Raw genomic sequence first — 18,882 nt, 5'->3', positions numbered from 1 at the left:
GCCATGGGGAGGGGCAAGTCGTGAATGCGCTGAAGGAAGACGTCGAAGTGTTGCGGGGCGTACCGATCTTCGCTTCGGTGGATGCGGCCAAACTCAAGCTGTTGGCCTTCGCGTCGCAGCGCTTGGTGTTCGACGAAGGCCAGACCCTGTGCCGCGAGGGGGAGCGGGGTGAACAGGCTTTCGTGATCCTGAACGGGGGCGCCGATGTGTTCGTGCAGGCGGGCGACTGCGACATCCGGGTCGCCAGCGTCGGGCGCAACGATTTCGTGGGAGATATCGCGATCCTCTGCGATACGCCCCGCACCGCCACGGTGCGGGCAAGCTCGCGCTGCGAAACGCTGGCAATCGGCAAGGCACAGCTCATGGGGCTGCTGAAGAGCTTTCCCGAAATGAGTATCGCCATCATGCGGGTGCTGGCCGGGCGGCTCGAACGCACCAACCATGCCTTGGCGGAGGCGCAGCGGCAGGCTCGCGCGGTCTAGCGTTTCTCTGGTTCTGACTAAACCAGACGAACTCAGCATCCCTTCTTGGTGGGCTGCCCGATCGGGCCAAAGGGTTGCCGTTTGGCGCTGACAGCCTCCGGGCTAACCAGCCGCGACGGCGCCGCGGAGCCGGTCGGCCGTTGTCACCGCCACACCTCGGGCGACGCAGCGCTCCAGCATGGCATCGATGAAGGCCCAGGCATCGTCGTCGTGCACGAGGTGGTGGGTCAGGAGGCCGATCGGGCGCCCTGCATCGATCAGGGTGGCGAGCTTGTCGACCAGCTTCGGCAGCCGGTGACAGCGCCGGCCGTTGCGCCAGTCGATGATGTCGAGGCTGCAATTGACGACATCGAGCTTTGGCGTTCCGGCATGTAGGTCCGCAAAGGTCGACAGGCCGCCGAAGCCGAGGTCGGGCAGGTGCGGCACGACCTCCGGCGCGATCCGGTTCCAGGGCGGCACTAGAATGTCGGTATGACGGCCGGCGAACAGGTCGGCCAAGCGGTCGCGCCCCTGCGCAAGGTCGGTCAGGATCGCCTCGAGGGGGCGGTTGCCGCCGAGTTCCGCGGCTCGCTGCAGCAGCCCTGCGTGATTGGTATGAAGAAAGCCGTGCTGGGTCGGCGTCAGCAGCGGCTCGGCCTTCGTGTAGGTGGCGAGATGCCGGTCGGCCGGCGCCGGGATCACGGCCAACAGCACCGGGCAGGCGTGGCGCCGCGCCAGGGCGGTCAGCCGGTCGAGGGCTCGCGTGGTCGTGACGGCGTCGTCGTCGCGCCACCAGAGCGTCACCGTCTTGGACGTGGCTGCCACCCGATCCAAGGCGGCGTCCACCGGTGCCCACACATCATCCATGTCTGCATGCCTTCCCGTGCCGCGCCTCCCGAAGCCCCTTGTCCAGGATGGCGGCGGCCCCGTCCAGCGTACGTTCCGAGGTCACGAAGTGCCGCGCTGCGCCGCCCATGCGGGTTATGGCGTCAGTGTCGTCCAGCAGGCGGCGCACGGCCTGCCCGTAGGCGGCGACCGATGCCTCGGCAATTAGAATGCCGGTGTCGCCGGCCTGGACCACGCTGCCGACGCCCGCCGTATCGAGCGCCACGACCGGCACCCCGGCGGCCTGCGCCTCGAGGTAAGCGAGCCCGAAGGCTTCCCCGAAGCCTGGCCAGACGAAGATGTCGGCTGCGGCAAGCCGAGCCTGCGTGGCATCGCGCCCAAGTTCCCCGTGCCAGGTGATGCGGTCGGCGGAGCAGGCGGCGAAACACGCCTGCACCGCCGCGCGGGCCGGGCCGTCACCCACGACGTCGAGGTGCCAGGCCCGGTCGGTCAGGATGGCGAGGGCTTCGGCCAGGAAGCGGTAGCTGTCGAGCTTATCGCCTGGCCGCATCATCGCGACTGTCACGAGGCGGGCGGGGCCGGGCTGTCGCGGCGTCGATCCTGCCGCCGTGGGGAGGACGTCGATGAACGGTGGCAGCAGCAGCGTGCTGGCGCCCGGCTTCACCAGCGGCAGCAGGCCCAAGCGATCGCGCGGGGTGAAGCAGACATGGAGGTCGGCGGCGCGGCTCGCGGCTTCGGCGGCAGCATGCCAAGCGCCCCAGGTGGCGGCCCGCTTCGGCGCGTGGCTGGCCTCGGCCAGCACATAAGTGCTTCCGAAGTGCTGGGCCAGGGCCGGCCCGATCAGGTCGGGTGCCTTGTAATGGTTGTGGTAGGTGAACCAGAGGTCGGGCGCCTCGCCGGTCCAGGCCGAGGCGACGCGGGCCTGCTCGGCCGTCGCCTCGGCCAGAAGCGCCGCCTGCCCGTCCGGGTCGGGTGTGGGCAGAAAGCTGCGTAGCCCCGACGGTTGCTCCACCACATGGCCGGCTTTGCGCAAGGCTGCGATCAGGGCGCGAGCCATGGTGCGGTCGCCGGAGGGTACGGGATGATCCGGCGCCTTCAGGGGCGCGTAGAAGGCGATCCGCAAGGTAGGCCGGCTGCCCTTAGTGGTAGGGGTCGGCCGCGTCGCGAAGCCCATCCCCCAGGAAGTTGAACGCCAGGATGACCAGGATCACCGGCACCACGGGCAGCATCAGCCAGGGGTAGAGCACCACCACGTTCATGTTCTGCGCCTCGTTCAGCATGACGCCCCAGGAGATCACGGGTGCGCGCAGGCCGAGGCCAAGAAAGCTCAGCGCCGTTTCGCCGAGGATCATGCTCGGGATCGTGATAGTGGCTGAGGCGATCAGATGGCTGATGAAGCCGGGGAGCAGGTGGCGGAACAGCACCCGCGGCGTGCCGGCCCCCATCAACCGTGCGGCCAGCACGTAATCTTCTTCGCGCAACGACAGCAGCTTGGCCCGCACGGCACGCGCCAGCCCCGTCCAGTCCATCAGGCCGAGGATGACCGTGATGCCGAAATAAACCAGCATGGGGCTCCAGGTCACCGGCATCACGGCGCCGAGCGCGAGCCAGAGCGGGATATGCGGGATGGAATGCACGATCTCAATGGCCCGCTGGCTGATCAGGTCGAACCAACCGCCATAATAGCCCGCGAGACCGCCGATCGTGATGCCGAGCAGGAACGAGATCGAGATGCCGATCAAGCCGACCGTCAGCGAGATCCGGGCGCCATAGATCATGCGGGACAGGATGTCGCGACCGAGCCGGTCGCTGCCCAGTAGGAACAATGTGCCGTCCCGTGCGGGGCACATCAGATGCCGATCGGCCGCGATCAGGCCCCAGAAGCGATAGCGATCGCCATGGCAAAAGAAGCGGATGTGCTGAACCTCGGTCCGATCGAGGGCGTAGTCGCGGTTCAGATCCTTCAGATTAAGGGTGAAGTGCTCGCCGTAAACGAATGGCGCAAAGCGACCTTCGTGGAAGAAGTGCATTCGCTGCGGTGGCGACCGAATGAACTCGGTGTTGCGGGTTTGACCGTTATAGGGGGCCAGGAACTCGGAAAACGGAATGGTGCCGTAGAGCACCAGCAGGATAAGCCCGGCCAGCACGGCCAGGCGATGTCGCTTGAACTTCCACCACATCAGGCGCCATTGCGACGCCAGATACACCCGCTCCTGCGCGGGGCTGAGCCGCTGCACCGACTTCACGTCGAAGGGCGCGGTCGAGACGTAATGGGCCAGCGACGAGGGGACGGGCGGCAACGCATTCATCAGCGCGATCCCCCTTGCAGCCGGATGCGCGGATCGAGGAACGCCAGGGCGATGTCCGAGATCAGGACGCCCACGATGGTCAGCGTCGCCAAAAACATCAGGAAGGAGCCTGCGAGATACATGTCCTGGGTCTGCAGGGCGTGCACCAGCAACGGCCCCGTGGTCTGCAAGGACAGAACGATCGCCACCAGCTCGGCACCGGACACCACCGACGGCAGGATGCTGCCGATGTCCGAGATGAAGAAGTTCATCGCCAGCCGGAACGGATATTTCATCAGGGTCCGAAACGGATGCAGACCCTTGGCGCGCGCCGTGGTGACATATTGCTTCTGCAATTCCTCGAGCAGGTTGGCCCGCACGGAGCGGATCATCGCCCCCGTGCCGGCAGTGCCGATGATGATCACCGGGATCCACAGATGGGCCAGGATCGAGCGGAGCTTATCCCAGCTCATCGGCGCGTTGAGGTAGCGCGGGTCCATCAAGCCGCCGATCGACAGACCGAACCAGCTGTTGGCGAAATACATGAACAACAGCGCCAACAGGAAGTGCGGGATCGCGAGGCCCAGCAGACCAAGCGTCGTCAACCCATAGTCGGCCCAGCTATATTGATGGGTGGCCGAATAGATGCCGATCGGAAACGCCACCAGCCACGTGAAGATGATGGTCGAGAACGACACCAGCATGGTCAGGTAGAGACGGTCCCCCACCACGTCGCGCACGGGAAGCTGGTATTCGAACGAATAACCGTAATCGCCATGCAGCAGGCCGGCGACCCACAAGAAGTAGCGCTGCACTGGCGGCTTGTCGAAGCCGTATTCCTTCTTCAGGAAGTCGATGCGGCTCGTATCGGCCTTCTCGCCCTGGGCCTGGATCTCGGCGACATAATTGCTGAAATAATCGCTCGGCGGCAGGTTGATGACCGTGAAGATGATGGCGCTGGTGAAGAACAGCGTCGGGATCATGATCAGGAGGCGACGGGCAAGGTAGCGCAGCACCGGCTCACTCTCCCTTGCGGTCGTACCAGAACGTATCCGGCATATAGAGGCCGAAGAACGAACTGGGCTCGAATGAGAACAAGGCCTTTTCGGGCACGTTGCGCAGATCCTGGTCGACCACCACCGGCTGCTGGGTGCCGTTCAGGATGCCGATCGTGAACACCTGCTGGGCGTTGATGCTCAACATCTGCTCCCAGACGCTTTGCTTCTCGTCGCCATGTTTCGCCATCCGCCATTGCTTCAGCAGGTCAAGCAACTGTTGCGCCTCCGGAATGTCGACCGCCTCGCCCTGTTGGCCGTGCGATTCGAAGTTCAGGCCCCACAAAGGCCATTGAAACTGCGCCTCGGAGGTCGGGGCGAGGGCGTCCGGCTCGAAGACGCGGGTCGGCACGGCATTATCGAGCCCCTGCGCCATCGACATGATCACCTGACCGCTGGTGATGCGCTGACGGAAGGCGTCCCGTGACGAGGGGTGGTTGTAGAGGTGCAGCCCGAGCTTGCTGAAGTCATCGCCCACGAGCTCCAGGATGTCGGTCTCGATCGGATCGCTTCCCGCCGTTTCGACGATGATGTCGGCGCGGCGCCCATCCGGCAGCAGGCGGAAGCCGCTCGTGTCGCGGCGGTCGAGCCCCGCGGCATCGAGCAGCTTGTTGGCTTCGTCGGGATCGTAGTTGGTGTAGGCCTGGGCATATTCGGGCTTGAACAGCGGACTGTCGGGCAGCACCGTATTGCCGCTTTCGCGGGCAAGGCCGAAGAACAGCACGTTGTTGATGTCGTGCCGGTTGATGCCCAGCGACAAGGCGCGACGGAATTGAACATCCCGCAGGATCTTGCGCCACACCAGATCGGCGGCGTTGAGGTTCGGCATCAGCGCGGCCCGCGAGCCATAACCCTGCTGCCAAAGATCCACCCGGTAGTGGTTCACCGTCTCGGCCTGCTTCAGGAAGGTGTAGTCCTCGAAGTTGAGGTAGCGGGCCTGCAGGTCCGCATCGCCGCTCGCCACCTTGGCGGGGATCAGGTTGGTGGTGCCCAGCATCATGGCGATCTTGTCGATATAGGGCAGCTGCCGCCCCGCCTCGTCGACGCGATGGTAGTAGGGATTGCGCTCGAAGACGAAGAAATCGGCCGGCGGTGCGGTGGTGTTACGCCAGGGCTCGAGCGTCGGCAGGTCCGGGTTCTCGGGACGGTATTGACGCGACATGCGCTCGTGCAGCGCGCTCCAATCCTTCACATGCGCGGCCTTCACCTTCTTGGCGAGCTCGTCCTTGTCGGCATAGCGCGGGTTGAACTGCTTCAGGTAATGCGCCGGCATGTAGATATAGAGCGGCTGCGGGCCCGCGAGCGACGGCAGGAAGGCCGGATTCGGCGACGCCCAGGTGTAGCGCACCGTCCAGGGGTCGATGACCTCGAACTTCGGCTTTTCCCCACCGATGGTCAGCCCCATCTCGGGCCCGCTCGGATAAAGCTTGGTGTTGAGCGCCACATCTTCCCAGTAATAGCGGAAGTCCTCGGCCGTGAAGGGCTCGCCGTCGCTCCACCGATGGCCCTTGCGCAGGTGAAAGGTGAAGACCTCGTCGTCCTGAACCTCGAAGCTTTCGAGGATGTCGGCCACGAGCTTCAGTTTCGTGTCGAAGCCCACAAGGCGCGCATAGGAATACAGCGTCACCATGCGCAGGTCGCGCTGGTCGCCCATCAGCATGTGCCAGGTGCCGCCAGGCTTGCCGGGCTCGCGACCCATCGCCTTCAGGTCGACTACGCGGGGATGTTCGGGCAGGCGCGCATCGACCGGCGGCAGCGCGCCGGCGGCGACCTTCGCGGCGAAATAAGGTGTCTCTGTCGCGGCACGGGCCTGAGGCACCAGGAGCATCGCAACCAGAAAGGCGACGAGGCGAACCCTCATGCGACGAGGTCCCGCCGGTCGGCATCGGGGCGGGCCAGCACGAAATGGCCGTCGCCGAGGTTGAGGGGCTGCAGCGATGCGGGGTCGCCGGCATCCTGGAATTGCGGCGCCCAATGGGCCGGGTTCGAGGCTCCGCGCAGGGCCACCGAGGTGAAGTCGAGCGGATGGTCGAGGTCGGGAAACGGCACGGCCTTCAGCAGCGCTTGCGTATAGGGGTGAGCGGGTGCGCGGAACAGCACCTCGCGCGGCGCGATCTCGACGATGCGGCCGTTGGCCAGCACCGCGATGCGTTGCGCGATGTAGTCCACTACCGCGAGGTTGTGGGAGATGAACAGGTAGGTCAGCCCAAGCTCCCGCTGCAGATCCTTCAGCAGGTTGAGCACCTGCGCCTGGACGGACACGTCGAGCGCCGACACCGGCTCGTCGCAGATGATGAGGTCGGGATCGAGCGCCAGGGCCCGGGCGATGCCGATGCGCTGACGCTGGCCGCCCGAAAAGCTGTGCGGGTAACGATTGAGGAAGCGTCGATCGAGCCCGACGGCGCTCATCAGATCGCCGACGCGCTTCAACTGCTCGGAAGGCCGTCCGACATCGTGGATCTCCAGCGGCTCGCGGATGATGTTCAGCACCGTCATGCGGGGTGACAGCGACGAGACGGGATCCTGGAAGATCATCTGGATGGCGGTGCGGAACTTGCGGCCGGCGGCGCCGTGCAGGCCCAGCACGTCGACGGGGCCGCTGCCGTCGTCGAAGCTCACGCTGCCCGAATCGGCCTTGATGGCCCGCATGATCAGCTTGCCGATGCTGGTCTTGCCGCTGCCGCTTTCCCCGACGAGCCCAAGGCACTCGCCGCGTTTGATGTCGAAGGAGATGTCCGCCACCGCCACGGCGCGCTCGGGGCGACGACCCAACAGCCCGGACCGCTTGCCCGGATAGGTCTTGCGCAGGTTGCGGACCGACAACAACGTGGTGCCGAGGCGGGATGTGTCGCCCTTGTCGGAGGCGGCCTTGCGGCGGCTCGCCACCAGCGGCGCCAGGTCGCCACTGGTGTCCCGCAGGGCCACGAGCCGCTCGTTCGGCTTCATGTTGAAATGCGGCAGGGCCGCCAGAAGCGCCTTCAGATAGGGATGCTGCGGACGGCGGAAGATGTCTTCGGCGGTGCCGGCCTCCATGATCTCGCCATGGTAGATCACCACCACCTCGTCGGCCATGTTGGCCACCACGCCGAGGTCGTGGGTGATCAACAGGATCGACATGCCGAGCTCGCGCTGCAGCTGCCGCATCAGGCTCAACACCTGGGCCTGGATGGTGACGTCGAGCGCTGTGGTCGGCTCGTCGGCGATCAAGAGGCCAGGATGGCAGATCAGCGCCATGGCCAGCATGGCGCGCTGACGCAGCCCGCCCGAGAGTTCGAACGGATATTGCTTGTAGCTCCGGTGCGGGTTCTTGAACCCGACCATCTCGAGCATCGCTTCCGTGATGCCGCGGGCCTCGCCGGACTTCACCGGCCGGTGGAGCTGCAGCGCTTCCTCGATCTGGTTGCCGATGGTGTGCACCGGCGATAACGACGACATCGGCTCCTGGAAGATCATGCCGATGCGGCCGCCCCTGAGGTGGCGCATCTCCCGGCCGTCGCGCGGCAGGGTCGCGATGTCGGTTGCCCCGCCGCCGGGCACCGCGGGATCGCAGAACAGGATCTGGCCGCCGGATACGCGGCCCGCCTTGGGCAGCAACCCCATCACGGCCTGGGAGATGACGGTCTTGCCAGAGCCGGATTCCCCCACCAGCGCGACCGTCTTGCCGCGCGGCACCCGGAACGAGACGCCTCGGACCACATCGAGCGCGCCGCGTTGCAGCTGGAAGGTGATCTTCAGGTCGTTGACGCGCAGGATGTCCGCGGTGTCGGTCATGGGGGGCGTCACCTCTCCTGGCCGGCGACTGATGCGCACGTTGAGTGCGCCACCATGCCATGCTTCAAGGCGCGGCACCAGCCAGCGCGACGGCGTCGGGCGGTCGCGTCGCAGAGAGAGGCGCGGCCGCCAAACGGTTGGCTTTCAACTGCCGCGCCGCCATCGTGTAGCCCCCCTCGGCGCCGTCGATGAAATGCACGTGCCCCGGATGGCTCGGCGAAGGGACCACGCAGGTCATCAGGGCGGCGCTCTGCCGGTGCGTGCCGCAATGGGCGACGCCGTCGCGCTCGGCCTCCGTCAGCCGCGCCTCGATGAGCGACGCCTGGTCGGTCGTGCAATCCACCGTCATCATCAGGCCGTCGCCGAACTTGCGGAAATCGGTGTTGTCGAGGATCTCGGCCCGGTAGCGGGCCGGCCGAAAATTCCCGAGCGGCAGGCCGAATCTGACCACGACCGCGGCCACGAGCGTCCGAAGGCCGACAACGATCCTATCGATCATCAAGGGCCGTCCCGGAACGCTCCTGAGGCGCGCCTCAAGCTCCAGCCCCGCCGGCGGCCAGCCCCAGTGCGGCCCTCCCGGCGGCACCGGATTGCCTTGCTGCGTCATCCGCAGCACGTCCTCGACGAGCGTGCGGAACGCTTCGTCGGGCGAGGGGCGCGCCGGTGCGGCGATCAGCGACAGGATCACGCCTTTCCGGCTCGGCATCGCTTCGAAGCGGCACGACAGGCCCGCCAGGTCCGGGCGACCGCCGCGCCGGCGCAACGGCGGCAGCCGGCCGGCCTTCAGCTCGGTCTCGGCCCAGGCGACGCCGCCGCCCGAAAACATCGCATAGGCCATGCTGGCATTGGGCGTGAACCGGGCGATGCGAACGTCCTGACCGGCGGCGCGGATCTGCTCGACCGAGATGACGGCGCCTCGCAGGCTGAGGCCGAGCGCGCTCCCGACCCACTCGACCGCGGTCGAAAGCGTATCCTCGAGCAGCGCCCGTTCGTTTGGCGGCACCGCGCAGGCCATTCCGTCGCCGGTGAATACGTAAGGAAAGTCGAGCGATCCCTTGGCGTTGGCCAGCGATGAGATCACCGCGGCCCCGGCCAGGTTGACGGCCTTGTAGCGGCCTTCGGCGACCGCGGCCGTGGAGGACACAACATCCGCAAGCCCGACCACCCAATCATCGGGCAGCGACCGGTAGGACTGCCGATCGGTGATGCGTTCGAACTCGCGCAACGTCGGCAGGGACGTGTAGAAGGTGTCCATCCTGGATCCGAAGGTGTGGCGTTCTACGGTGCGTTCGCGTCCCATCAAGCCGCGAACGCCGCCCTGAGGCAAGCGGGGCAGGGGAAAACCGCCCAGACTCGGTCGAGAACGCGGTCTGCATGGCTTGCCAAGCCACCATGCTGGCACGAAGTTTGTTTGCCATGTCTCGTTCGAGCGTGAAGGAGTGCCCCCGCAGTGTCATCGTCAGGTCGGTTCTTCGACGAGATGTCGGACGGCGCGGGCAACCCCCGGCACGTCTACAGGCGATTGGCGCAATGGCTGCGCGACGTGCCGCCCGATCTTCTGGCGTCCCGACGCGCCCAGGCCGACCTCCTGTTCCGGCGCATCGGCATCACCTTTGCGGTGTATGGCGACAAGGACGCGACCGAGCGGTTGATCCCCTTCGATCTCGTACCGCGGCTGTTGTCGCGCGCCGAATGGGGCAAGCTTGAGGTGGGGCTGGTGCAGCGCGTGCGTGCGCTGAACCTGTTCCTGGCCGACCTTTACGGCCCGCGCGAGATCATCAAGGCCGGCGTGGTGCCGGCCGATCTGATCTACCGGAACCCCGCCTTCCGGCCCGAGATGGTCAACCTGAAGGTGCCGCACGACGTTTACGTCCACATCGCCGGCATCGACATCGTCCGGGTCGACGATGCCGACTTCTATGTGCTCGAGGACAATGCCCGCACGCCATCGGGTGTGTCCTATATGCTTGAGAACCGCGAAGTGATGATGCGGCTGTTTCCCGAGCTGTTCGGGGCCCATCGCGTCGCCCCGGTCGAGAATTACCCCGACCTGCTGCTGAACTCGCTGCGCAGCGTGGCGCCGCGCCCGGCGGGGCGCGATCCGACCGTCGTGCTGCTGACACCCGGCATGTTCAACTCGGCCTATTACGAGCACTCGTTCCTGGCCGACAAGCTCGGGGTGGAGCTTGTCGAGGGGCGGGACCTGTTCGTCGACAACGATGTGGTGTTCATGCGCACCACGGAAGGCCCGAAGCGGGTCGATGTTATCTATCGCCGCCTCGACGACGACTTTCTCGACCCCTTGGCGTTCCGGTCGGACAGTGCGCTTGGGGTTGCGGGGCTGATGAGCGCCTACCGGGCCGGCAACGTGACGCTCGCCAATGCGGTCGGCACCGGCGTGGCCGACGACAAGGCGATCTACACCTATATGCCGGAGATCATCCGGTTCTACCTTGGTGAGGACGCCATCCTGAAGAATGTGCCCACCCATCGCTGCCGTGAGCCCGAGGCGCTCAGCTATGTGCTGGATCACCTCGACGAACTGGTGGTCAAGGAGGTGAACGGCTCCGGCGGCTACGGCATGCTGGTGGGCCCGCATGCCACCAAGGCGCAGATCGCTGAATTCGCCGCCAAGCTGCGCCAGAACCCGGCGAATTTCATCGCTCAGCCGACGCTGAATCTCAGCACCTGCCCGACCGCCGATGGCCAAACCTCCGGGCCGCGCCATGTCGACCTGCGTCCCTTCGTGCTCACCGGCGCCAGCGGCGTGCGGGTGGTGCCGGGCGGGCTGACGCGCGTCGCCATGCAGGAAGGCTCGCTGGTGGTGAATTCCAGCCAGGGCGGGGGCACCAAGGACACATGGGTGGTTGACGACGTGGAGTTGCCCCGATGACCCTCCAGATCACCGAGACCCCCGAGCTGGCGCTGCAGCGCCCGGCCCGCAAATATACGCTGCTGTCGCGCACGGCCGACAGCCTGTTCTGGCTGGCCCGCTACATGGAGCGGTCGGATTTCCTCGCCCGTACGGTCGAGGCGACGCAGCGGCTCGCGGCCCTGCCGCAGGCCTATAACGAGACCGGCAGCGAATGGGAGGGCGCGCTCGAATCGTCCGGCGCCGTCGATGCCTATCACGCCAAATATCCTGAAACGGAACCCGACCGGGTGGTGGATTTCCTCACCTTCGATCCCGACAACCCGTCCTCGATCCGCAATTGCCTCGAGGCGGCCCGCACCAACGCCCGCTCGATCCGCACGGCGCTGACGGCCGAAATGTGGGATGCCATCAACGGCGCCTATCTGGAGATGAAGCGCTTCGAGCGCGATGCGCCCGCCAAGGGCGAGGAACGCGAGCGCCTCAGCCGCTTTCTCGAATTCGTCAAGCAAACGTCGCTGCATTTCGATGGCGCGGTCATCCGCACCATGTTGCGTGACCCGTCCTTCTGGTTCTGCCGTATCGGCCTGCACATCGAGCGCGCCGACAACACGGCCCGTATCCTCGACGTGAAATACCACGTGCTGCTGCCGGAACATGAGAAGGTCGGCGGCTCGCTTGACTATTTCCAGTGGACCGCGATCCTGCGGGCCGTGTCGGCCGTGACGGCCTATCACTGGGTGTACCGCGCCAACATCAAGCCGTGGCTGGTGGCCGATCTGCTGATCCTGCGCCCCGAAATGCCGCGCTCGCTGATCTCCTGCTACGACAACATCGTGCGTTCGCTCGATTCGATCGCCCAGGCCTATGGCCGCCAGGGCGCGGCTCAGCGCTTGTCGCACAAGACGATGGCGCAGCTCGAGAACGCCTCCATCGAGACGGTCTTCCAGGGTGGCCTGCACGAGTTCATCACCACCTTTCTCGACGACAACAACCAGCTCGGCAGCGCCATCGTGGAGCAGTACCTTGTGTGAGACGGCTTGAAGCGATGCGGCTCCGTCTTCGTCACCAGTTGCGGCTGCGTTTCCCCGAGCCCGTCCGCAATCTCATCGCCGTATTGCGCATGGCCCCGCGCAGCCACGAGGGCCAGCGCGTCACCAACTGGCGCATCGACGTCGACCCCGATTGCCTGCTGAAGGCCGGGGAGGACCATTTCGGCAATCTCGTCCACACCTTGACGCTGCCCGGCACGGTGTCGGAGCTGTCGATCATCGCGCAGGGCGAGCTGACCGCCTTCGACGCCGCCGGCATCGTCCGCGGCTCGGCCGAGCGGTTGCCGGTCGACCTGTACCGGCGCGACACCACCCTGACGGCGCCCGACGAGACCGTGCGGCGCTTTGCCAGCGAGGCCGTGCAGGGGGCCGACAGCCCGATCGGACGCTTGCATCACCTGATGGGCGCCATCCATGAACGGATTGAGGCGACGAGCGAGACGGGCGCGATCCTGCCTGCGGCGCGCAGCTTAGAGGCCGGCCGGGGCACGGCGCGCGAACATGCGCAGCTTTTCGCGACCTGTGCCCGCAGCCTCGGGTTTCCGGCCCGCTGTTCCGCCGGCTATTACCTCGACGACGGCACGGCCTCACGCCGCCACAGCTGGGCCGAGGCTTATGTCGAGGGGCTCGGCTGGGTCGGCTTCGACACCGTTCACGACATCTGCCCGCAGGACCACCATGTGCGGGTCGCGGTGGGGCTCGACGCCGTCGAGGCCGGCACGCTACGCAGCGCCTATGGGGTGGTGCCCGAGGAATCCGTCGAGGTGCGCTGGTTGCTGGGACGCGACCCGGGTCCCTTGGCCGCCACGCCGTCCTGAGGCGCGAACGGGCGGCGGCATTGGGGCTGGCGATGTCGCCTCCGCGCGAGCGGCCGCCGTCGATTAGGCTTTGCTGGGTGTCCCGCCGCTCCCAACATACCGCGGCGTAACCCCTAGGAGATCGCATGAGCGGCACCGTGATCGTCGGAACCGGCCAGGCCGGATTCCAGATCGCCGCATCGCTGCGCCAGGGCGGCTACGCTTCGCCCATCACCATGGTGGGCGACGAGGAGGCGCTGCCCTATGGCCGCCCAGCCTTGTCGAAAGCCTATCTCTTAGGCAAGACGGACGCCGTCGGCCTGGAACTTCGCCCGGCTGCCTTTTTTGCCGACAATGCCGTGACGCTGCGACGCGGCGAGCGGGTTATGGAAATCCGTCCGGACCGGCGTGAAACGCGGCTGAGCTCAGGCGCGACCCTGCCTTACGATCATCTCGTGCTGGCCACGGGTTCGCGGAACCGGCCTCTGCCGGTGCCGGGCGCCGACCTCGCGGGTGTTCATCAGTTGCGTACCCTCGCCGATGCCGACGTGCTGAAGCTGGCGATCAGCCAGATCCGCCGCGTGGTGGTGGTCGGGGCCGGATTCATCGGCTTGGAATTCGCTGCCGTCTGCGCCGCCCGGGGTCTCGCCGTGACGGTGCTCGAAGGCGCGCCCCGGGCGCTCGCGCGGTCGGTGTCGCCCGTAATGGCCGAGGCTCTCGAAGCCACCCACAGGGCGGCCGGCGTGGTGTTCGCGTTCGGTGCCGCGGTACGGGCGATCGTCGGGGAGGGCGGTCGGGTGACGGCGGTCGAAACCGCCGACGGCCAATCCCATCCGGCGGATCTGGTCCTGGTCGGCATTGGCGTCCTGCCCAATCAGGAGCTCGCGGCCGAGGCCGGATTGCCGGTGTCGAACGGCATCGATGTGGATGCAACGCTGGTGACCGCCGATCCGGCCATTTCGGCGGTCGGCGATTGCGCCCGTCACCCGTCGCCGCACGCCCATGAGGGGCGGGTGCGGATCGAGTCGGTGCAGGGGGCCGTCGATGGGGCCCGTTGTGTCGCAGCCCGCCTCAACGGCCAGCCGGTGGCGCATGGCACGGTACCCTGGTTCTGGAGCGACCAGGGGGCCTATAAGCTGCAGATCGCCGGCCTTGCAGCCCCCTTCGATCGCGCCGTCATCCGGGGCGATGCGGCTTCGGGCGCCTTTTCGGTGTTCTGCTTCCGCGACGGGCGCCTCGTCGGGGTCGAGTCGCTCAATCGTCCGGGCGATCACATGGTGGCGCGCCGCCTGCTCGACGGGCCGGCGTCGCTCACGCCGGACCAGGCCGGAGATCCCGGTGTCGACCTCAAGGCCCTGGCCGGATCGCCGCGCAGCCGTGCTTGAGCCCAAGGCCTGAGGTCTTTTCTTCCGTCATTGCGAGGCGACGCAGTCGCCGCGGCAATCCAGCCCGGCGCCGCGACTCTGGATTGCTTCGCGATCGCTCGCAATAACGGGTGCGAGGGCGTCACGAGGCCTGGATGCTGCCCCTCGTCGCCTGAGTTCCAAGCCCGTTGACCCGCATGCGAACCAGGCGCACTCTCGGCCTCATGGCGGCTTCCGGCGATGGGGCCGGCCGACCCAACATGACGCCGAACGGCGCATCCGTCAGGGAGGACGAGCCATGTTTCAGCAGGCATTGGATCAGGTTTCCAAACAGGTCCTGATCCGCGACAGATACGAGAATTTCATCGGCGGGAAATGGGTGGCGCCGTCGGACGGGCGCTACTTCGACAACCCGAGCCCCGTGACCGGCGCCAAGCTGTGCGCGGTACCGCGCTCCGGCGCGGCCGACATCGAACTCGCGCTCGATGCCGCCCACAAGGCCAAGGAAGCCTGGGGCCGCACCGCGCCGGCCGAGCGCGCCCGGATGTTGCATAAGATCGCCGACAAGATGGAGGCGAACCTCGACCTGCTGGCCATGGTGGAGACGCTCGATAACGGCAAGCCGATCCGCGAAACCACGGCGGCCGACATGCCGCTCGCCATCGATCATTGGCGCTATTTCGCGGGTGTGCTGCGAGCCCAGGAAGGCGGCATCTCGGAGATCGACCACGACACGGTCGCCTATCATTTTCACGAGCCGCTCGGGGTGGTGGGTCAGATCATCCCCTGGAACTTCCCCATCCTGATGGCGGTGTGGAAGCTGGCGCCGGCGCTCGCCGCCGGCAATTGCGTGGTGCTGAAGCCGGCCGAACAAACGCCGCTGTCCATCCTGGTGCTGATGGAGCTGATCGCCGACATCCTGCCGGCCGGCGTACTGAACGTCGTCAACGGCTTCGGCATCGAGGCCGGCAAGCCGCTGGCGCAAAGCCGACGCATCGCCAAGATCGCCTTCACGGGCGAGACAACGACGGGGCGCATGATCATGCAATATGCCTCGGACAACCTCATCCCGGTGACGCTGGAACTCGGCGGCAAGTCGCCGAACATCTTCTTTGCCGATGTGCTCGAAGAGGATGATGCTTTCTTCGACAAGGCGCTCGAAGGATTCGCCATGTTCGCCCTCAACCAGGGCGAGGTCTGTACCTGCCCGAGCCGGGCACTGATCCAGGAATCCGTCTACGACCGCTTCATGGAACGGGCGGTAACGCGGGTGAAGGCCATCAAGCAGGGCCATCCGCTCGACATGACGACGATGCTCGGCGCTCAGGCCTCGAACGACCAGCTCGAGAAGATCCTGAGCTATTTCGACATCGGCCGGCAGGAAGGCGCCAAGGTGCTGACGGGCGGCAAGCGGGCGCAGCTCGAAGGCGAACTCAGCCAAGGCTATTACGTCGAGCCGACGATCTTCGAGGGCCACAACAAGATGCGGATCTTCCAGGAGGAGATCTTCGGGCCCGTGGTGTCGGTGACGACCTTCAAGGACGAGGAGGAGGCGCTGGCGCTCGCCAACGACACGCTCTACGGCCTCGGGGCCGGCGTCTGGACCCGCAACGGCACACGCGCCTACCGGTTCGGCCGCGCCATCCAGGCCGGTCGTGTCTGGACCAACTGCTACCATGCTTACCCGGCCCACGCGGCCTTCGGCGGCTACAAGCAATCCGGCATCGGGCGTGAAAACCACAAGATCATGCTCGACCACTACCAGCAGACCAAGAACATGCTGGTCAGCTACTCGCCAAAGGCGCTCGGGTTCTTCTGAGGCAGGCGTCTCCCACCCTGCCGCGTCAATGCGGCAGGGTGGGCCACTGGAGGGTAGGCGATGGTATCCCGCGTCGAGATTACCCCGGCGGCCGCGACCGTCGTGGCGCGCCTGAAGCTGCAGCATGGCGACCTGATGTTTCATCAATCGGGCGGCTGCTGCGACGGTTCTGCGCCCATGTGCTATCCCGTGGGCGATTTCCGGGTCGGCCCGCAGGACGTGTTTCTGGGGGAGGTCGCGGGATGTCGCTTCTTCATCGGGGCGGCGCAGTTCGCTTATTGGGCCCACACCCAGCTTGTTGTCGATGTCGTGCCCGGGCGCGGCTCGGGCTTCTCGGCCGAGGCGCCGGAAGGCGTACGCTTCCTGACCCGCAGCCGCGTCTTCACCGATGACGAAGTCGCCGCGCTCGAAGCCGATGGTCCTCCGGCCCGTGCGGCATAGGGTCCAGAGCGAGAAAATATGAGAGATGCCGGCGGTTTCGCCGTAACCCATGCCGTATCCCGTCGTAGCTCATCAATTGATGGGACCGCGTGACCGACGCGGGGGAGGATGGCCATGACGACGCGACGTTCATTCCTGGGGGTGTTGGCCGGTTCGACGCTGGCTTCCGGCATGACGGCCTGGATCGGCGGGGCGCGAGCCGAGACCTTTCCCCTCACACGCACCGACGCCGAATGGCGCAAGCGCCTGACGTCCGATCAATTCGCGGTGTTGCGTCAGGAAGGCACCGAGCGGCCTTTCACGAGCAAGTTGCTCGACGAACACCGGCACGGCACCTTCACCTGCGCGGGCTGCGATCAGGCCGCCTTTTCGTCCGACACCAAGTTCGACAGCGGCACCGGCTGGCCAAGCTTCTGGAAGCCGCTCGACCATGGCGTCGGCGAAACGCACGATTCCACCTTCGGCATGCAGCGCACGGCCATTCATTGCGCCAATTGCGGCGGCCATCTCGGCCATGTGTTCAACGACGGGCCGAACCCGACCGGGTTGCGCTATTGCATGAATGGCGTCGCGCTCGGCTTCAAGCTCGCCACGGCCTGAGGGCAGCCGAGGCGTCGTTTTTCAGGCATCACACATCCGATCTATCCTATCGACCCGGGCGCCCAGACCTTCATGGTCACGTTCGGCTAACGGCGGAGTTTCGAGACTATGCGCGTCACACCCTTGATCCGGCATGGCCGGCCCGTTCTCCTCGGTGCCGGCATTCTGGCGGCCTGCGCCGCCTTCATGCTGTCGCCGCGCTCCTTTGCCCAGGAAGCGCGTCCGGTGCCGGCCCCCGTCATGGATGAGCCCGCGCACGGCGGCAGTGAGACGGCGATTTTAGCGGGCGGCTGCTTCTGGGGCGTGCAGGGCGTTTATCAGCACCTCAAGGGCGTCAGCAGCGCCGTCTCGGGCTATACAGGTGGCGAGGCCGACACGGCCCATTACGAAGATGTGAGCACCGGCACCACCGGCCACGCGGAATCGGTGAAGATCACTTTCGATCCGCATGTGATCAGCTATGGCCAGATCCTGCAGGTGTATTTCTCGGCCGCCCATGATCCGACCGAGCTGAACTACCAGGGTCCCGATCACGGCACGCAATATCGTTCGGCCGTCTTCCCGACCAGCGACGCGCAGGCCAAGGTGGCGGCTGCCTATGTGGCCCAACTCGACGGCGCCCATACCTTTGGAGCCCCGGTTGTGACCCGGATCGAGTCGGGCCATACCTTCTACCCGGCCGAAGCCCACCACCAGGACTTCCTGAGCCGCAACCCGACTTATCCCTATATCGCCATCAACGACATGCCGAAGGTCGCGGCCGTCAAGACGATGTACCCGGGCCTTTATCGCAGCACTCCGGTGTTGGTGGCCGGCGCCGCCGCGGCCGACTGAGGCTAAACGAAGCGTTCTCCGCGTGGGAACGCCTTGGCGTCTTGCCCAGGTTGATGCGCGTCGTTACACCACTTCGAGCGCCATCGTGCCCGTGACGGTGTCGCCATATTCGGTCACGGCCCGCACCACTACGCGGTGGGTGCCGGCCGGCAGCGTCGCGGGCAGCCGGGCGACCCAGACGTGGCTCGAGGGCTCGGCCTTGATCCACGGCTTCTTGACCGCCTCGTTGCGCTCGAACACGTCTTCCACGAAGGGATCGGGCCGTCGCTTGCGACTCATCGGCAGAGGCTCCGCCTTTCCGATCTGCATCGTCACCACGGTTTTGGGGCCGCCGTCGAACACATTGGCCACCAGGGTCGCGGCCGGCACGGCCGGGAGGCGAATCGGCGGTTGGATCAGCTGGCCGGGTCGGAAATCGCGCATGACCTCCTTGGCGTCGCCATGTTTGTGGCTCTCGATCGACACCCGGATCTGCCGCCGCTCGGGCTCCTTGGCCGGGACGAAACGCGTTTTGTAGCCACTGCCATCGATAAGTAGCATGTGGAAGCCGTTCGGCGTCCCGTCGCGACTGTCCGCACGGCGACCCCGCGGTGGTCGTAGGGACCGCTCCACCACGAGCCCGACACGGCCGTCATTACATGGTGGTGGTGCGGCACCGGCGAGGGCCACCCCTCGGTCTCCC

Annotated in this window: 17 protein-coding genes; 9 read left to right on the top strand and 8 right to left on the bottom strand. The window is 66.3% G+C overall.

The window, feature by feature from the left end:
• Positions 1–20 precede the first annotated feature (20 nt).
• On the top strand, positions 21–482 hold the full coding sequence (locus tag P7D22_RS05460) for a cyclic nucleotide-binding domain-containing protein (RefSeq protein WP_319933203.1): 462 nt from the start codon (positions 21–23) through the stop codon (positions 480–482).
• 102 nt (positions 483–584) lie between these two features.
• On the opposite strand, the gene P7D22_RS05455 is transcribed toward P7D22_RS05460, so the two are convergent.
• From P7D22_RS05455 to P7D22_RS05425, 7 genes are all read right to left on the bottom strand, one after another.
• Complete coding sequence (locus P7D22_RS05455) at positions 585–1,328, bottom strand: polysaccharide deacetylase family protein (RefSeq protein WP_319933202.1); 744 nt, start codon at positions 1,326–1,328, stop codon at positions 585–587.
• Positions 1,321–2,430, bottom strand: coding sequence for a glycosyltransferase family 4 protein (locus P7D22_RS05450; protein ID WP_319933201.1), 1,110 nt, complete (start codon positions 2,428–2,430; stop codon positions 1,321–1,323). Before P7D22_RS05450 ends, P7D22_RS05455 begins: the two co-directional genes overlap by 8 nt.
• A 16-nt stretch (positions 2,431–2,446) precedes the next feature.
• Positions 2,447–3,616 (bottom strand): ABC transporter permease, encoded by a 1,170-nt coding sequence (locus P7D22_RS05445; protein ID WP_319933200.1) that lies wholly within the window; start codon positions 3,614–3,616, stop codon positions 2,447–2,449.
• A complete protein-coding gene (locus tag P7D22_RS05440; protein ID WP_319933199.1) occupies positions 3,616–4,611 on the bottom strand; it encodes an ABC transporter permease in 996 nt (331 codons plus the stop codon). The genes P7D22_RS05445 and P7D22_RS05440 overlap by 1 nt, the downstream gene beginning before the upstream one ends.
• A gap of 4 nt (positions 4,612–4,615) precedes the next feature.
• Entirely contained in the window at positions 4,616–6,511 is a 1,896-nt protein-coding gene (locus P7D22_RS05435) for an ABC transporter substrate-binding protein (protein WP_319933198.1), read from the bottom strand.
• Positions 6,508–8,421 carry an ABC transporter ATP-binding protein gene (locus P7D22_RS05430; protein WP_319933197.1) on the bottom strand — a complete coding sequence of 638 codons (1,914 nt, stop codon included), beginning with the start codon at positions 8,419–8,421 and terminating at the stop codon, positions 6,508–6,510. The genes P7D22_RS05435 and P7D22_RS05430 overlap by 4 nt, the downstream gene beginning before the upstream one ends.
• A 64-nt stretch (positions 8,422–8,485) precedes the next feature.
• Positions 8,486–9,676 carry a DUF3095 domain-containing protein gene (locus P7D22_RS05425; RefSeq protein WP_319933196.1) on the bottom strand — a complete coding sequence of 397 codons (1,191 nt, stop codon included), beginning with the start codon at positions 9,674–9,676 and terminating at the stop codon, positions 8,486–8,488.
• 225 nt (positions 9,677–9,901) lie between these two features.
• On the opposite strand from P7D22_RS05425, the gene P7D22_RS05420 reads away from it, so the two are divergent.
• From P7D22_RS05420 to msrA, 8 genes are all read left to right on the top strand, one after another.
• Positions 9,902–11,314, top strand: a complete 1,413-nt coding sequence (locus P7D22_RS05420; RefSeq protein ID WP_319933263.1) for a circularly permuted type 2 ATP-grasp protein — start codon at positions 9,902–9,904, stop codon at positions 11,312–11,314.
• Between the two features lie 59 nt (positions 11,315–11,373).
• Complete coding sequence (locus P7D22_RS05415; RefSeq protein WP_319933262.1) at positions 11,374–12,327, top strand: alpha-E domain-containing protein; 954 nt, start codon at positions 11,374–11,376, stop codon at positions 12,325–12,327.
• Positions 12,328–12,341: 14 nt separating this feature from the next.
• Complete coding sequence (locus P7D22_RS05410) at positions 12,342–13,163, top strand: transglutaminase family protein (protein ID WP_319933195.1); 822 nt, start codon at positions 12,342–12,344, stop codon at positions 13,161–13,163.
• Between the two features lie 125 nt (positions 13,164–13,288).
• Entirely contained in the window at positions 13,289–14,527 is a 1,239-nt protein-coding gene (locus P7D22_RS05405) for an NAD(P)/FAD-dependent oxidoreductase (RefSeq protein WP_319933194.1), read from the top strand.
• A gap of 277 nt (positions 14,528–14,804) precedes the next feature.
• Complete coding sequence (adh, locus tag P7D22_RS05400) at positions 14,805–16,325, top strand: aldehyde dehydrogenase (RefSeq protein ID WP_319933193.1); 1,521 nt, start codon at positions 14,805–14,807, stop codon at positions 16,323–16,325.
• Between the two features lie 60 nt (positions 16,326–16,385).
• The gene (locus P7D22_RS05395) at positions 16,386–16,766 is read left to right on the top strand and encodes a DUF779 domain-containing protein (RefSeq protein WP_319933192.1); all 381 of its coding nucleotides are present in this window, start codon (positions 16,386–16,388) and stop codon (positions 16,764–16,766) included.
• Positions 16,767–16,880: 114 nt separating this feature from the next.
• Complete coding sequence (msrB, locus tag P7D22_RS05390; RefSeq protein ID WP_442916030.1) at positions 16,881–17,366, top strand: peptide-methionine (R)-S-oxide reductase MsrB; 486 nt, start codon at positions 16,881–16,883, stop codon at positions 17,364–17,366.
• 108 nt (positions 17,367–17,474) lie between these two features.
• Positions 17,475–18,200 (top strand): peptide-methionine (S)-S-oxide reductase MsrA, encoded by a 726-nt coding sequence (gene msrA / locus P7D22_RS05385; protein ID WP_319933191.1) that lies wholly within the window; start codon positions 17,475–17,477, stop codon positions 18,198–18,200.
• A gap of 63 nt (positions 18,201–18,263) precedes the next feature.
• Here msrA and P7D22_RS05380 read toward each other — a convergent pair whose 3' ends face one another.
• Positions 18,264–18,812: a calcineurin-like phosphoesterase C-terminal domain-containing protein gene (locus P7D22_RS05380; RefSeq protein WP_319933260.1), complete on the bottom strand. Its 549-nt coding sequence runs from the start codon at positions 18,810–18,812 to the stop codon at positions 18,264–18,266.
• Between the last annotated feature and the right edge of the window lie 70 nt (positions 18,813–18,882).

Source organism: Lichenihabitans sp. Uapishka_5 (assembly GCF_033947565.1).
In the GTDB taxonomy this organism is placed as follows: domain Bacteria; phylum Pseudomonadota; class Alphaproteobacteria; order Rhizobiales; family Beijerinckiaceae; genus Lichenihabitans.
Note: the sequence above shows the minus strand (reverse complement) of the source record. Positions and strands in the feature narration are given on the sequence as shown.